This is a genomic window from Marinobacter sp. THAF197a, assembly GCF_009363275.1.
Lineage (GTDB): Bacteria > Pseudomonadota > Gammaproteobacteria > Pseudomonadales > Oleiphilaceae > Marinobacter.
On record NZ_CP045324.1, the window covers coordinates 322,138 to 337,606 of the forward strand.

Here is a 15,469-nt window from a genome sequence, read left to right on the forward strand (position 1 = left end):
GAACAGGAGTCTAACAATGCACATGACACTATGGCAGCGGTGGTCGCTGATCGCTCTTATGTTTGCGGTTATGCCGGCCTGGGCCGCCGAGTGCCCCGCCTTTCTCGACCATGACCAGCGCAAGCTGCACTCCAGGGATTCCGTCAACCTGTGTGACCTGGCCGCCGGCCAGCCGATGCTGGTGGTGAACACCGCAAGCCGCTGTGGTTATACCGGCCAGTTTGAGGGCCTCGAAGCGCTGCATCAGACATTCCGCGACAAGGGCCTGGTTGTGGTGGGCTTTGCCAGCGATGATTTCCGGCAGGAGGCGAGCACCGAAGAAGAAGCCGCCGAGGTCTGTTTCGTCAACTTTGGCGTCACCTTCACCATGATCGCGCCCGGGCCGGTGACCGGTTCCCAGGCGAACCCGGTATTCCGCGAGATCAACCGTCAGAGCCAGCCGCCGCGCTGGAACTTCACCAAATACGTACTGGATCGGGACGGCAAGGTTACCGCCAGCTTCCCCAGCCGGGTTCGCCCGGACGATCCTCAGTTAATGGAAGCCATCGAAGGGGTGCTCTGATCCCGGGTTTGCGCCAGGATATCAAGGGCATGGCGTCGCTGCGCCGGATCATAGATATCGACGGTGAACATCAGTTCGTCTACGTTGATATCCGCCAGCAGATTATCGAGTTGGTGGCGGATATCATCGGCGTTGCCCATCACCTGTAACGCCAGGAAATCCAGTACGCTGAGCTTCTCACCGGCGTTCCACAGGCCGTCCATGGATTCAACCGGCGGTTTCATCCACAAGGGCTGGCCACGGAACAGAGACAGAATGCGCTGGTAACTGGTGGTGGCCAGAAACTTTGCCTGATCCAGGGAGTCGGCCGGAATGGCCGGAATGGCGAGCATAGCGTAGGGCCGGTTTAATTGGGGGGAGGGCTGGAAATTATCCCGGTAAACCCTCAGGGCTTCCCGGTACAGCCTTGGAGCGAAGTGCCCGGCGAAGGCATAGGGCAGGCCCCGCGCTGCTGCCAGCTGGGCGCTGAACAGGCTTGAGCCCAGAAGCCAGATCGGCACCTCGGTGCCCGCGCCGGGTATGGCCTTGACCGGTTGGCCCGGTTGCAGTGGGCCGAGCAGACTTTGCAGGCGGGCAACATCTTCCGGGAACTTTTCTGCCCCCAAGCCTTCACGGCGTAGTGCCCTGGCCGTGATCGGGTCGGTACCCGGTGCCCGGCCCAGGCCAAGGTCAATGCGCCCCGGATAAAGACATTCCAGGGTGCCAAATTGTTCAGCCACCACCAATGGCGGGTGATTGGGCAGCATGACGCCACCAGAGCCAACCCGAATGGTGTTGGTTCGGCCAGCGATATGGCCCACCAGCACAGACGTGGCGGAACTGGATATGCCCTCCATGTTGTGGTGCTCGGCCAGCCAGAAGCGCTTGAAGCCCAGTGTTTCGGCATGTTGGGCGTAGGCAACACTGTTTGCCAGTGTGGTGCTCACCGAATCACCTTCGCGGACGGAGGCCAGTTCGAGCAGGGAATAATCGGGCAGGGTAGGCATAGTTCTCCGGTGGCTGTTGTAATCAATGGACAGGCAACCATGGTGATGTCGGCGGCCTATTTCAAGAATAGCGAAGAAGTATACCGGGAGGGTAGGTGAAGCCCGGCCAGTCGGGAATGACTGGCCGGAGGTTACCAGGGCGCTGCTTCAGAGGGCTGGTATATAGTTCTGGGTTGAATATTCGTCTGCGGACGGCTTGCTCAGGGAGCCTACCTCAAGAACGTAATCGACAAACGACTGGGCATAATCCAGGAACGTATCGGTTGCCCGTCCGTCGTCAGACACCGCGCCAAAGGTCACATACCCATCGCGGCCGCCGGCGGTGAAGCTGTTGGTAACCACGTTCAATTCCTCGTCATCGGCCAGGGCGCGCCATTCGGCCGAATTACGCGGGTTGACCTCAATGTTGAACAAGCGCTCGCCTTCCGGCCGGTTCATGTCCACTTCCCAGCGCAGCCCTGCCGCGTAGGGGTAGGCTCCGCTGGAGCCGCCCTCAACATGGGCAAACTCAACCGCTTCGTTTAACACCGCCCGGATTTCCGCGCCAGACATGGCCAGATCCGTCAGGGTGTTGGCAAACGGCAGAAGTGTGTAGGCGTCGCCAATCGTGATGCTGCCAGCAAACAGGTCGGTTCGGACGCCACCACCGTTCTGGATGGCCACATCGGCGTTCTTGCTAAGGAACAGGAAGGCCTGGGCGACAAGGTTGGAGATGTCGCTGCCGCGGTTGGGGTCTTCGCCTTCGCACGTGTCATCCCCATAGGGCCGGCCGGGAATTCTGGCCAGGCAGAGATCTTCGGTGGCGGTTCCGATTATCCGGTTGCGGAAGTCATCCAGCTGGTTGGTGTAGTAGGCCAGCAGCTGTGCGGATGTTGGGTCTGGGGTTACCAGACTGAGCTGGTCATCGGCGTCGATGGCCGCCAGGATGTCGGCGCGCTCGCTGCCTTCCGGCTGGTAGTTGTTATCTTCGGCGTCTTTGCGCGTGAAGTTATCACCCAGGAGCAGGTGGGGCGTGCCGCTGCACGAGGTCACTACGCCGTTTTCGTCCCAGGTAACGCTGAGCTCGCCAACCACTCGGGAATACTGCCACGCCTGGGCTACGCATACTTTGTTACCATCGGCATTGGTCAGTTCTGTTGGGTAGGGCCCTGCAGCAGACAGTCCGTAGGCATCGAAGTCTCCGAGCAGGCTATGGGAATCACCACCAATGATGACATCCACACCGGACAGCGACGCTGCCAGGTTCAGGTCGTTTTCGTAATGATAATGGGTTAGCAACACGATCTTGTTGATGCCGGACGCCTCGAGCTCGTCAATCATGGCCTGCGCCGTTTCCATCTCATCGAGGAATTCGGTGGTCGCCAGCGGGCTGGAGCTGTTGCGGGTTTTATTGGCTATGTCGATGCCGACTATGGCCACCTGCTCACCACCGATTGATTTGATGACGTAGGGCTGGATGTAGTCATCCTCGGCAATCGGTGCCAGGGGAGTACCAACCTGGGGCTTGACGTTGGCGGCCAGTACCGGCGTCTGACAACTTCCGCTATCCAGCAGATCCAGGAACTTCTTCAGCCCCTCATCGCCCCGGTCGAACTCGTGGTTGCCCAGTGCAAACGCATCGAAACACACCTGGTTCATCAGTCGGGCATCGGCCTCTCCCTCAAACGATGAAAAGTACAGGGTGCCGGTTATGGCATCGCCCGCGTGCAGTTTCAGAACGTTGTCCAGGGCCGCTTCCCGCTCTGCAATTTTTCCGGCCACTCGTGGAAAGCCGCCAATCGGAAAGGACGTGCTCTTGCCGGCAATCATCAGGGACTGGGAGCCTTCTTCCAGATGGGAGTGGTGGTCGTTGATGTGCAGGATGTTGGCGGTAAAGCTGCTGGCTTCCGGGGCGTTGTTATTGCTGTCGCTGTTGCAACCGGCCAGCGCAGCGAGGGGTAATGCAATCCATAGGGTTTTGCGGATCATGCCTGAACTCCTTGTTGGGTGACTACAGGGAGTCTGCGTTGTTGAGGTGTCAAAGCCGTGATGATTTTGTTGCAGTTTGAAGGGCACAACACCTGCCAGCGGGCAGGTGTTGTGCGACCGGATTATCGGCCTCGAATGGCGTGCACTAGAGCCAGGAAGTCCTGGCCATCCACTTTGCCGTCTGCGTTTATGTCGTAGGTTGGCGCCGGGGCCTTACCAAACAGGGTTGCAAGAATAAAGCGGGCGAGGTCGCGGCCATTCACCCGGCCGTCGCCGTTCAGGTCTGCCCGGTCGGCTGCGGTGCGGGTGTCCATCTCAAGCGCCACCAGCACCGGGTCATGGTCGGAAGCGCGGTAGGGGTCCGGGGCATAGAAGCTGGCCTGTTGCTCAGGAGTCTTGAACTCGGTGTTGTAGTCCAGCGCCCGGGGTTCGTCAGCGTTGATGGTCCAGATGCGGGTGTCCTTGACCTTGCCTGCCAGTGCTTCATTGGCAAGGGCGTGATCAAGGTAACCTGCCTGGCCGAAAAACACGTAAGAGTAAGCCTGTTCGCCTTCGTGGACGGCTACGAGATCCTGATATCCCCGTGCGTTCAGGGCGCGAATCGGATCTTCCTTGGCGTAGGCATTGAGGTCACCGATGATCAGTACATCCTGTTCGCCGGTGCCCGTGGCATCGTTAGCCAGCCAGTCCGCCAGGGCGTTGGCGGCCAGGGTTCGCTCCGGGTTCCAGCAACCCTGACCATCACCCTGATCGGCGTTGGCGCCGTCAGCGTTACTGCAGCCCTTGGATTTGAAATGGTTGACCGCGATGGTCAGGCCATCCTCTGATCCGATCAATCGGAAGGTTTGAGCCAGTGGTTGGCGGTGTAGCTGGTCGAACGGGGCGGTGCTAATGGTGGCTGCGCCGCCAACTGTCTCAACCCGGTCTGTCCGGTAAAGCAGGCCGACGGCGATCGCATCGCTGCCCAGTTGTGCCTGGCCCGGGTTCACATACTGCCAATGGCTCCCCAGAGTGGATGCCAGCTCGGCAATGGCACTGTTGCTGTCGTAGCCGTCATTCTCAATTTCCATCAAACCGATGATGTCAGCATCCAGGGCGGTTAAGGCACTGGCGAGTTTGGCAGTCTGCCGGCTGAGTTCTTCTGGGTTGTCGGCACCACGGGCGGTCGGGAAACCACCGCCCATGCCGTCACCATTGAAAAAATTCAGCACGTTGAACGACGCCACCAGCAGGTTTCCCCGCTCCTCAAGCCGTGGTTCGGTGGGCCGTGGGTTGGTCTGGCTGAAGCTGGGAACGCTGGTTGGTTGCAATCGCCACTCGGAGAACCGGTAATCCAGAATGCCTTGCAGGTCGTTTACCGTATCACCGGCGCGGACAGTCTGGCTGGCACTGAGCTGGGGTGAAGGGTAAGGCACGATGGTGGGGTTCTGTCGATTACTGCCATCGTCCAGAATGATTCTGTCCAGGCCATTCATTTCGGCGACTAATGCGGCATCTGGGCCTGGCAGCGCTACGTTGGTGGGAATGAAGTGCCGTCCGCTGCCCAGGGTCAGGCTGCCGAATCGGCCAAGATCGTAGTTGTCGTTAACCACCAGCGCCTCATTGAAGACGACGCGCATGGATTCGAAGGCTTCCGGAGAACCCAGATCCGGCCATGGCAGGGTCAAAGATACGGGTGGGGGCAGCTCGCCGGAACCACAGAGGGTACTGTCGATGATGTCGGTCAGCTCGGTCAGTCCCTGATATTCCACTACCTTGCCGGCGATTCGGATTCGTTGGCCGGCCTCTACTGCAAGATTGGGTGCGAAGACGAAAATGCCTTCGGATGTCCTCGGATCGTCATCCCTGTGCTGCAGTTCTTCTTCCATAAAAAAGCCGCCCAGTTGTCCGTCTCTGTTGAAACTGGCGGTGACGACCGCTTCAATAACCGCCGTATGGCCAGCCAGCGGGCTCTGGTCCGTAAGGCCCTGGATTTCGGAAATACGGGTTACCTCAGCGCCACAGGTGAGGTCTGGCGTCTCTGGCTCAAGTGGGCCATCGCCGCCGCCGGCTTGACCGAGATCTGAAAAATCGTCCTGTGGGAAACCATCGAAAGCGATGGCAGGGTCGTATGTATCGAACGGATTGGTGTCTGCTACTGCACCGGCTTTTCGGCGCAGTGTACGGTTCTGGGTTCGGGTATCCCCTGAGCCCCAGTAGCTGCCGGGGTCGAAACCGACCTGGCCGATACTGTCAGCCACGGCGCCACCCTTTAGCAACACGACGGCGTCGTCACCATTGAACAGCCCGGCGCCGGTGGTTTGATCGGCCACGGCCAGAATCGCCGGGTCGGCGCTGCTGTGGGCGAACACAAAGTTGGTGCCAGGTGCCACATTGCCGGTCAGATTGAAGGTCTGACCAGCTACGTCCGACCCGTTGAAGTAAACCTGAAGTTCCCAGGCGGCCAGATCAATGCTGGCATCGGTGGTGTTCAGTAACTCAATAGCCTTGTTGTTGCTCGAGCCTTCAACATATTCGCTGATCACCAGGCCGGCCTGGGCCTGGCCGGCCAGCAAACCGCTGATGGTGGCTGCCAGAAGTGTATGCTTCATCGTCATGGTTCTGTCCCTGAGTCATTGTTGGTTAGCGGGAAGCCCGCTACCGACAATTTGGCGAACATCTGTGACGATGGCGTGTGATTTGTATGACCGGTTTTTATCCTGTGGCTTGCGGAAAACAGCCAACGGGAAGATCCGCGACTATGCTTTGAGCGATGACAGCGCGAAGCACCGGGCGTCAGTTACTGACCGATGACAAACAGGAAGCCAACATGATTGAAGGTTTTACCGGGGCAGTAGGAGAACAACTGAAACAGAACCTGGGTGATACCCTGGAGGCGATGGCCGGTGGGCAGGTGGATTGGGCTGAGCTGGCGGTCTACGTGTTCAGCCAGGTGCTGGTGTCGGCTATCTACCTGGGCCTGTTTATCGGTGGTTACCTGTTGATTATTGGTACGTTGCGAATCGTTGTTGGCAAGCGGCGATCTCAGTCTGCACTGTTTTCACAGGTTCGGACCGGCCTGAAATATCTGTTTGCCCTTGGGGCGTTGTTGGTGATTCTGGCCCAGTTCGGGGCTGGCCCAGGGTTTCTCAAAGCGATGGCGAGGGCGGGATTCATGGCCTTGGGCTTCTTTGTGGGTTGGCTGGTACTGGCTCGACTGATGAAAGAGGCAATCGGCCGATATGGCATGGATCCATCCATCCGGCAGCTGATTGAGAACCTGTTCGCGGTGCTGATGGTGACCTTTGCGGTGGTGGCGATTCTGGCCCAGTTCGGGTTTGACGTGTTGTCGATTGTTGCGGGCCTGGGGATTGTCGGTATCGCGGTTGGCTTTGCGGCACAGTCCACTCTGTCGAATTTTATCGCCGGTATCACGTTGTTGATAGAGCGTCCTTTCCGGATCGGTGACTGGGTCAGCATCAACGGTCAGGATGGCAAGGTCGTGAAAATTGCTTTGCGCACAACCTGGCTCCGCACACGGGACAACATATTCACCATGATTCCCAATGACAGCGTGGCGTCGTCGGATATTGTCAATTACAGTGCCGAGGGCGCAACCCGGTTGAACATTCCGGTGGGCATCGCCTATAAGGAATCGGCCCGGGCCGCGCGGGAGGTGATCATGCCCGTTCTTCTCTCCCACCCTGAGGTCCTGAAAGGTGGTGCGATGGAGCCCCGGGTGGTGATGAAGAGTCTGGGGGATTCGTCGGTGGATCTGGAAGTGAAGATATGGATTACACCGGACAATCTGGACGTGCAGCCACGAATCATGGCGGATGTGCTGGAGCAGATTAAAGAGGCACTGGATGCTGCCGGGATTGAAATACCTTTCCCGCATCTTCAGTTGTTTATCGACGACGCCAAGGGTTTGAAGCCCCTGGTGGAACCGCTTTATCCAAAATTGGTGGAAAAGTGAATTTAAGAGCTTTAACCAGGAGACAACCATGAACCGACCGGCGGGCTATTACGAAGACAACACCACTCTGGCGCAATACCTGGAGTTCCACTTCGGAGAGTCCTGGCACGGTGAAGCAAATTTTCCCAAAGAGCTGGCGGACGCCGCCATGGAAGCCCTTGATGGCCGGGAACTGTGCCGGGCCCTCGACATCGGGTGCGCCGTGGGCCGCACGACGCTGGAGCTGGCACGGCATTTTGACCATGTGGACGGAGTGGATTTCTCGCAGACGTTTATCGACAAATGCCGGGAAGTCGTGGCTGACGGCGAGGCCCGTTACGCGAGGCCGGAGGAAGGAGATCTGGTGAGTTATCAGGCCCGTGCGCTGTCGACCCTGGGGCTGGCGGAGGCAGCGCAACGTGTGGCGTTTCATCAGGGAGATGCGTGCAATCTTGGGTCTGACTACCGGGATTACGATCTGGTGCTGGCGGGTAACCTGATTGATCGGCTGTACAAACCTTCGTTGTTTCTGGGGAGTATTCACGAACGCATCAACGATCTTGGTTTGTTGGTCATTGCCTCGCCGTATACCTGGCTGGAGGAGTACACGCCGAAATCCGAATGGGTGGGCGGTTTTATGAAGAACGGCGAGCCTTTCACCACGCTCGATGGCCTTAAAGACATGCTGGGGCCTCATTTCAGGCTGCTGGGCGAGCCCAGAAGCCTGCCGTTCGTGATCCGGGAAACCCGCAACAAATTCCAGCACAGCTTTTCCGAACTGACCATCTGGGAAAAGTTGCCGGATTAACAGGCATTGTCATTGAATGGTCATGTAGGCGGGTTATCGTCAAAACTCATCAGGACGACACGCATAGTGTTGGTGCATCGTGTGATTGCTTTGGCCGGGGTTTTCCCCGGCTTTTTTATGTCTGTTCGTCAGCGTTGTGCCGTTCCCGGCGCAAGGCCCGCTGTTTTCGCCGTTCGTTTTCCGAGTGTTCCGAGATGGTCTGCTGGACAAACTCGATATGGTGGCCGGCAATGGCCCGGGCATCCTCGGCCCTTCCTTCCATAATTGCCTGAAACAGCCGGGAATGCTGGTCTACCAGGCCCTGCCGGGTTTTGGCGGCTCTGGCATACATGCCGCCGATGTTGGTCACGATGTTGTTCTTGAGCATGTTGAACAGGTTACGCATGGTGTGCATCAGCACCACATTATGGCTGGCCTCGGCGATGGCCATGTGGAAGCGGGCATCAGCTGCGCCTTCGGCTTCCAGGTTGTTGCCGGAGCTGTCGCGGTAACAGGCATCCAGGGCGGTCCAGGCTTGAGTGAGGTACTGGCGGTCAACTTCGGTGGCTCTTTGCGCTGCGTAAAAGGCGCAGTCTGCTTCCAGCGTGCGGCGAAATTCCAGCAGGTCGCGATGGGCTTCCGGGTGCGTTTCCAGCAACTTGATCAGTGGGTCACTGAAACTGGCACCCAGCGTTTCGGTGACAAAGTTGCCCCCTCCCTGGCGGCTGTGGAGCAGGCCTTTGGCAGCCAGTTTCTGGATTGCTTCTCTCAACGATGGCCGGGACACGCCGAATTGCTCTGCCAGCACCCGCTCCGGAGGTAACCGCTGGCCCGGTTGCAATGTGCCTTCCAGAATCATGGTTTCCAGTTGTTCAACGATGGTGTCGGCGAGGCGCCTGGGCGCCACCTGATTGATGGCCATGTACGGCTCCGGTTGATCAATAAATTGGTCTTACCAATAAATATTAGCCTTCTTTGTTCTTGTTTTCCCAGTAAAACCCATAGGCAATTAGACGAATGTCGAACGCCATGCTTTTGACAGCCCAAAGGGTGTTCAAATAACGTACTTGGACAGACTTGTAAATTGGTATTACCAATTATCCAAAAATAGTATCCAACAACAATACCCTGGAGAAAATCATGTCGTCCGGATTGCTCGCCCTGCTGGCATTTGCCCCGATTCTGCTAGCCGGAATCCTCCTGATTGGCCTGCGTTGGCCTGCCCGCCGCGCCATGCCCGTGGTGTTCCTGGTTACTGCGCTGATCGGTTACAGCGCCTGGGATATGACCCTGAACCGAATTCTGGCCTCTACCCTGCAGGGTCTGGTGATTACCATTGGTCTGCTGTGGATTATCTTCGGCGCTATTTTGCTGCTGAACACGCTGAAACATTCGGGGGCCATCACCACCATTCGGGCGGGCTTTACCAACATCACCCCGGACCGCCGTATTCAGGCGATTATCATTGTCTGGCTGTTCGGTAGCTTTATTGAAGGCGCCTCCGGCTTCGGGACGCCGGCGGCTATTGCCGCGCCCTTGCTGGTCGCGGTTGGCTTCCCGGCCATGGCGGCGGTGATGCTGGGCATGATGGTGCAGAGCACGCCGGTGTCCTTTGGTGCCGTGGGCACTCCTGTGGTGGTTGGGGTAACCACGGGTCTCGACCGTGCCACGATTACCGAAAGACTGGAGGCCGTGGGCTCCAACTGGGAGGCCTACCTGCAGTTGATTACCTCGGAAGTCGCCATTACCCACGCCATTGTTGGTGTGGTTATGCCATTGCTGATGGTGACCATGATGACCCGCTTCTTCGGCAGGAACAAAAGCTGGAAAGAAGGGTTGGAGGTGCTGCCGTTTGCCTTGTTTGCCGGTGTTGCCTTTGTGGTTCCCTACGCGCTGACCGGTGTGATTCTGGGGCCGGAATTTCCGTCTCTGCTGGGTGGCCTGATTGGTTTGGCGATCGTGACCATGGCGGCGAAGAAGGGCTTCCTGATGCCCAAAAACGCCTGGGATTTTGCCGACCGCAAGGACTGGCCCTCCGAGTGGCTGGGCAGTATCGAGATGAAGCTCGAAGACATCGCGGCCAAGCCGATGAGCGGTTTCCGCGCCTGGGTGCCCTATGTACTGGTGGGCGTCGTGCTGGTACTGAGCCGGACCGTCGACCCGATCAAACAGGCCTTTACCAGCGTTGGTGTATCGTTCTCGAATATTCTGGGTGAGGCCGGCATCAATGCCGGTGTTCAGCCTCTGTACCTGCCGGGCGGTATCCTGGTGATGGTTGTTCTGGCAACGTTCTTCATTCACCGCATGAGCGCTCGTGCCCTTGGGAATGCCGTCAAGGAATCCAGCGGTGTGTTGCTGAGTGCAGGCTTTGTTCTGCTGTTTACGGTGCCGATGGTGCGGATCCTGATCAACTCGGGCGTTAACATGTCCGATTTGCCCAGTATGCCGCTGGCCATGGCCACCTGGGCCGCCGACGCGGTTGGCGGCATCTACCCGCTACTGGCTCCGACAGTGGGGGCGCTGGGTGCCTTCCTGGCGGGCTCGAATACCGTCTCCAATATGATGTTCAGCCAGTTCCAGTTTGGTGTTGCTGAAAGCCTTGGCCTGTCCACCGCCCTGATGGTGGCGGTGCAGGCCGTGGGTGCCGCTGCCGGTAACATGGTGGCCATCCATAACGTGGTGGCGGCCTCAGCCACGGTTGGCCTGTTGGGCCGTGAAGGACAGACCCTGCGCAAGACTGTGTGGCCGACCCTATACTACCTCTTGGCGACCGGTTTGATTGCATTGCTGGCGGCCTATGGCCTGGGTGTGATGGACCCGTTAATGGGCCGGTAACGCTGACATAACGATGACGGGCGAGCGGCCGGTGGCCGTATCGCCCGGAGGCAATGACTGATGAGTGAGCTGTTCTACGATGCCGCCCCGAACGCTACCCGTGTGGCCCCGGAGCGCCCCAAGCCCCGGAGCTACCCGGCCAAGCCGACGGAGGTCACGCTGTTTGGTACCTGCGTGGTGGATCTGTTCTTCCCCGAAGCCGGGCTGGATGCCATCCGCCTGCTGGAACGGGAAGGCATTCGCGTGCACTTTCCCCAGGCGCAATCCTGCTGCGGCCAGCCCGCCTGGACTTCGGGTTACGTGAACGAGGCCCGGGAGGTGGCGCGGGCACAGCTCAACCTGCTGGATAACGACTTGCCGGTGGTGGTGCCTTCTGGTTCCTGCGCCGGCATGTTCCGGCAGCACTACCGGGAGGTGTTTGCTGAAGAGCCGGATACCCTCAAGCGAGTGGAAAGCCTGGCCGAGCGCACGTTCGAGCTGACCGAGTTTCTGCTGCATGTGTGCAAGGTGGATTGGCAGGATCTGGGCCAGCCCACGCAGATTGCCCTGCACACCTCCTGTTCTGCCCGCCGGGAAATGAATACCCACCTGCACGCCCGTGAGCTGCTGGGCAAGCTGGCGAACGTAGAGCGTCTGGACCACGACCACGAAAGCGAATGCTGCGGATTTGGCGGGACGTTCTCCGTGCGTATGCCGGAAGTCTCTGGCGCCATGGTGCTGGACAAAACCCGTTCGCTGCGGGAATCTGGCGCGGCGGAAATGATCACCGCCGATGGCGGCTGCCTGCTCAACATCAATGGTTCCCTGGAAAAACAGCAACAGGCCTTCCGGGGCCGGCATCTGGCCAGTTTCCTGTGGGAGCGGGTCAGCGGTGAGGTGACATCATGAGCCAGCGCATACCGGTCAAAGAACTGACCGACAGCTTCCGTGGCCGTGCGGTGGGCGCCCTCGCGGACGACCAGCTGCGCACCAACTTTCGGGTGGCCATGGACTCCCTGATGAAAAAGCGCGCCGATGCGTTCCCGGATGAACACGAGCGCGAGGGCCTGCGGGAGCTGGGCAATCACATCAAAGCCCGGGCCCTGTCTCAGCTGCCGGATCTACTTGAACAGCTGGAAGCCAAGCTGACCGACAACGGTGTGAAGGTGCACTGGGCCGAGACCACGGAACAAGCCAACCGCATTGTGCACGCCATCATCGAGGCGAAACAGGGCTCTCAGGTGGTGAAAGGCAAATCCATGGTCAGCGAAGAAATGGAGATGAACGACTACCTGGCCGAGCGCAATATCGAGTGCCTGGAGTCCGACATGGGCGAGTACATCGTCCAGCTGGATGGCGAAAAGCCCTCCCACATCATCATGCCGGCCATTCACAAGAACCGCTTCCAGGTCTCCAGACTGTTCCATGACAAGCTGGGCGTGGAAGAAACCGAGGATGTGAACGAGCTGATCCAGATCGGCCGGCGCACCCTGCGCCAGAAATTTCTGGAAGCGGACGTTGGGGTGTCTGGTGTTAACTTCGCCATCGCCGAAACCGGCACTCTGCTGCTGGTGGAAAATGAAGGCAATGGCCGCATGAGTACCACCGCGCCGCCGGTGCACATTGCCGTCACCGGCATTGAAAAGGTGGTGGAAAACCTGCGGGACGTGGTGCCCCTGTTGTCGCTGCTGACCCGTTCCGCGTTGGGCCAGCCCATCACCACCTACGTGAACATGATCTCCGGCCCCCGCAAGGCGGATGAGCTGGATGGCCCGGAAGAAGTCCACCTGGTGCTGCTCGACAACGGCCGCAGCGGCGCCTTTGCCGATGCCCAGCTGCGCCAGACCCTGAACTGTATCCGATGCGGCGCCTGCATGAACCATTGCCCGGTGTATACCCGGGTGGGCGGCCATACCTATGGCGAGGTGTATCCGGGGCCGATCGGCAAGATCATTACGCCGCACATGGTGGGCCTGCACAAGGTGCCGGATCATCCCAGCGCGTCGTCATTGTGTGGTGCCTGTGGCGAAGTGTGCCCGGTGAAGATTCCGATTCCGGAGATGCTACAGCGATTGCGGCAGGAGAACGTGAAAAGCCCGGCGGAGCAGCCGAAAGTGAAAGACGGCGGTGCCAAATACTCCCGCAAAGAGCGTGTGATTTGGCGCTTCTGGGCCAGACTGAACACTTCGCCGATGTTCTACCGGTTGTTCCTGTGGGGCGCGACCCGCTTGCGCAAGCTGGCACCGAAAAACGTCGGCCCGTGGACCGAGAACCACTCAGCACCGGTGCCGGCCCGCCGGTCGTTGCACGATCTGGCCAAAGCCCATCTGAATCAGGGGGATCGGTGATGAGCGCCCGCAGCAATATTCTGAACAAACTTCGTGCCGGCCTGGCCGGCACCACGCCCCGGCCTGATGATTTCGACGAGGGTCTGGTTACCAACCCCTGGCAGTATGCCCCGGAAGACCGGATTACCCGCCTGCGCTCTTTGATGGAAGCGGTACACACCGAGGTTCATCAGGTCACCAGTGCCCAGTGGCCTGCCAAAGTGCAGGAATTGCTGGAGAGCCGAGGTTTGGGCAATCTGCTATACGCCCCAGGCACCGCCCATGGCAGACAGCTGGCGGTGCATTGGCAGAGAAGCAGTGCGAAAGTTCAGTTGATGGTCTATGACCGGCCCATCGAGGAATGGAAAGATGAGCTGTTCTGGAAGGTGGATGCCAGCATAACTGGTACTGTGGGGGGCATTGCAGCCACCGGTTCTCTGGTGCTCTGGCCGGATCGCCACGAACCTCGCTTGATGAGCCTGCTGCCGCCGCTGCACATAGCCTTGCTTAAGGCCAGTGAGGTGGAAGACAACTTGTACGGCATGATGCAGAAGCACAACTGGTCCGCCGGTTTACCGACGAACCTGTTGCTGGTCTCCGGCCCGTCCAAAACCGCAGATATCGAGCAGGTGCTCGCGTACGGGGCCCATGGCCCGAAGGAACTGGTTGTCCTCATCCTTGAGGACGCCTGATCAGAGATCTTTGATTGCGGTGGTGGTTGCCTGAAGTACTTCCTTGGCATCACCTTTCACCATCAGGCTGTTGTCCCGAATGAACAGGCCGTTGGGAATGCCCGCGAAGCCAGCGGACAGGCTTCGCTTGACCACCACCACGGTTTTTGCCTTGTGAACATCCAGGATCGGCATGCCGAAGATGGGCGAGTTCGGATCTTCGGCGGCGGCCGGGTTCACCACGTCATTGGCTCCCAGCACGATGGCCACATCGGCCTGAGGCAGTTCCGGATTGATCGCCTCCATATCCTTCAGCTGATCATAGGGAATCTCAGCTTCCGCCAGCAGCACATTCATGTGCCCCGGCATGCGCCCGGCAACCGGGTGAATGGCGTAGCTGACTTTCGCACCACGGCCCTCAAGTTGGTTGGCCAGTTCCTTGACCGCGTGCTGGGCCTGCGCCACCGCCAGGCCATAACCCGGCACCATGACCACATTGCGGGCGCCATCCAGTAGCAGGGCCAGATCGTCAGGCGTGGCGTATTTCACCTTGCCATCATAGAACTCGCCTTCGTCCTGCTTGTTGGCGCTGTTGCCAGTGGCGCCGAAGACGCCACCGAATAGCACGTTGGGCAGGGAACGGTTCATGGCTTTGCACATGATGGCCGTCAGGATCAGCCCCGATGCACCCACCAGAGAACCGGTGATGATTAGCCCCTGGTTACCCAGCACAAAACCGGTTGCGGCGCCGGCAAGCCCCGAGTAGGCATTCAAAAGTGCCACCACCACCGGCATATCGGCACCGCCAATCGGCTGGACCAGCCCAACCCCGAGCAGCAGGCAAAGGCCGATAAGTGCAGCCAGTGCCAGCGGGCTGGTGCTGGCTTCGGTCGTGAACAGAACGGCACCAATCAGAGCTGCGACCAGTGTGATCAGTGTGACGCTGTGCCACAGGCGGTTATTGCGGCTGTCCCCAATGTTGCCTTTCAGTTTCAACACGGCCACCACTGAGCCGGTCAATGTCACCGAACCAATAATGATTGAGACAAGAATCGCTGCCGTCCAGCCATTGCTGCCCGCACCGGACGAGGCAACCGTTTGAATCCAGGTGCTGGCGGCCACCGCGACCGACGCGCCCCCGCCAATACCGTTCAGGCTGGCCACCAGTTCAGGCATTTCGGTGGTGGCGGTGCGCCGGGCCAGCCAGATACCGATACTGCCGCCTAGAATCATACCGGCGAGGATAGCGGTGTAGTTGATGATTCCCTGGTGCAGGAGGGCGGAAACAACGGCGATCAGCATACCGATGGCGGCGATCTGGTTGCCGCGAACCGCGGTTTTCGGGCGGGTCATGCCTTTAATGCCAAGAATGAAGCAAACCGCCGCAGCCAGGTAAGACAGGTTGATTAGTGCAAACATG

Annotated in this window: 12 protein-coding genes; 7 read left to right on the forward strand and 5 right to left on the reverse strand. The window is 59.2% G+C overall.

Features of this window, described 5'->3' with window-relative positions:
• The first annotated feature begins 22 nt into the window (after positions 1-22).
• Complete coding sequence (locus FIV08_RS01430) at positions 23-562, forward strand: glutathione peroxidase (RefSeq protein WP_152439565.1); 540 nt, start codon at positions 23-25, stop codon at positions 560-562.
• Here FIV08_RS01430 and FIV08_RS01435 read toward each other — a convergent pair.
• The 3 genes from FIV08_RS01435 to FIV08_RS01445 form a co-directional block, all read right to left on the reverse strand.
• Positions 529-1,548, reverse strand: coding sequence for an LLM class flavin-dependent oxidoreductase (locus FIV08_RS01435; protein ID WP_152437111.1), 1,020 nt, complete (start codon positions 1,546-1,548; stop codon positions 529-531). The genes FIV08_RS01430 and FIV08_RS01435 overlap by 34 nt on opposite strands.
• Before the next feature lie 147 nt (positions 1,549-1,695).
• Complete coding sequence (gene nadN, locus FIV08_RS01440; RefSeq protein ID WP_152437112.1) at positions 1,696-3,516, reverse strand: NAD nucleotidase; 1,821 nt, start codon at positions 3,514-3,516, stop codon at positions 1,696-1,698.
• Between the two features lie 122 nt (positions 3,517-3,638).
• Positions 3,639-6,113, reverse strand: coding sequence for an ExeM/NucH family extracellular endonuclease (locus FIV08_RS01445; protein WP_152437113.1), 2,475 nt, complete (start codon positions 6,111-6,113; stop codon positions 3,639-3,641).
• Between the two features lie 212 nt (positions 6,114-6,325).
• On the opposite strand from FIV08_RS01445, the gene FIV08_RS01450 reads away from it, so the two are divergent.
• Positions 6,326-7,471, forward strand: coding sequence for a mechanosensitive ion channel family protein (locus tag FIV08_RS01450; protein ID WP_152439566.1), 1,146 nt, complete (start codon positions 6,326-6,328; stop codon positions 7,469-7,471).
• A gap of 28 nt (positions 7,472-7,499) precedes the next feature.
• On the forward strand, positions 7,500-8,258 hold the full coding sequence (locus tag FIV08_RS01455; RefSeq protein WP_152437114.1) for a putative 4-mercaptohistidine N1-methyltransferase: 759 nt from the start codon (positions 7,500-7,502) through the stop codon (positions 8,256-8,258).
• A gap of 115 nt (positions 8,259-8,373) precedes the next feature.
• Here the strand turns inward: FIV08_RS01455 and FIV08_RS01460 are convergent, their stop codons facing one another.
• On the reverse strand, positions 8,374-9,159 hold the full coding sequence (locus tag FIV08_RS01460; RefSeq protein ID WP_152437115.1) for a GntR family transcriptional regulator: 786 nt from the start codon (positions 9,157-9,159) through the stop codon (positions 8,374-8,376).
• A 218-nt stretch (positions 9,160-9,377) separates the two neighbouring features.
• On the opposite strand from FIV08_RS01460, the gene FIV08_RS01465 reads away from it, so the two are divergent.
• The 4 genes from FIV08_RS01465 to FIV08_RS01480 are packed head-to-tail and all read left to right on the forward strand — an operon-like array spanning position 9,378 to position 14,070.
• The gene (locus tag FIV08_RS01465) at positions 9,378-11,072 is read left to right on the forward strand and encodes an L-lactate permease (protein WP_152437116.1); all 1,695 of its coding nucleotides are present in this window, start codon (positions 9,378-9,380) and stop codon (positions 11,070-11,072) included.
• A gap of 60 nt (positions 11,073-11,132) precedes the next feature.
• Positions 11,133-11,960: a (Fe-S)-binding protein gene (locus FIV08_RS01470; RefSeq protein ID WP_152437117.1), complete on the forward strand. Its 828-nt coding sequence runs from the start codon at positions 11,133-11,135 to the stop codon at positions 11,958-11,960.
• Positions 11,957-13,399: a LutB/LldF family L-lactate oxidation iron-sulfur protein gene (locus tag FIV08_RS01475; RefSeq protein WP_152437118.1), complete on the forward strand. Its 1,443-nt coding sequence runs from the start codon at positions 11,957-11,959 to the stop codon at positions 13,397-13,399. Before FIV08_RS01470 ends, FIV08_RS01475 begins: the two co-directional genes overlap by 4 nt.
• Entirely contained in the window at positions 13,399-14,070 is a 672-nt protein-coding gene (locus tag FIV08_RS01480) for a LutC/YkgG family protein (RefSeq protein ID WP_152437119.1), read from the forward strand. The genes FIV08_RS01475 and FIV08_RS01480 overlap by 1 nt, the downstream gene beginning before the upstream one ends.
• Here the strand turns inward: FIV08_RS01480 and FIV08_RS01485 are convergent, their stop codons facing one another.
• Positions 14,071-15,468, reverse strand: coding sequence for an NAD(P)(+) transhydrogenase (Re/Si-specific) subunit beta (locus FIV08_RS01485; protein ID WP_152437120.1), 1,398 nt, complete (start codon positions 15,466-15,468; stop codon positions 14,071-14,073). It lies immediately after the preceding gene.
• Position 15,469: the final 1 nt, after the last annotated feature.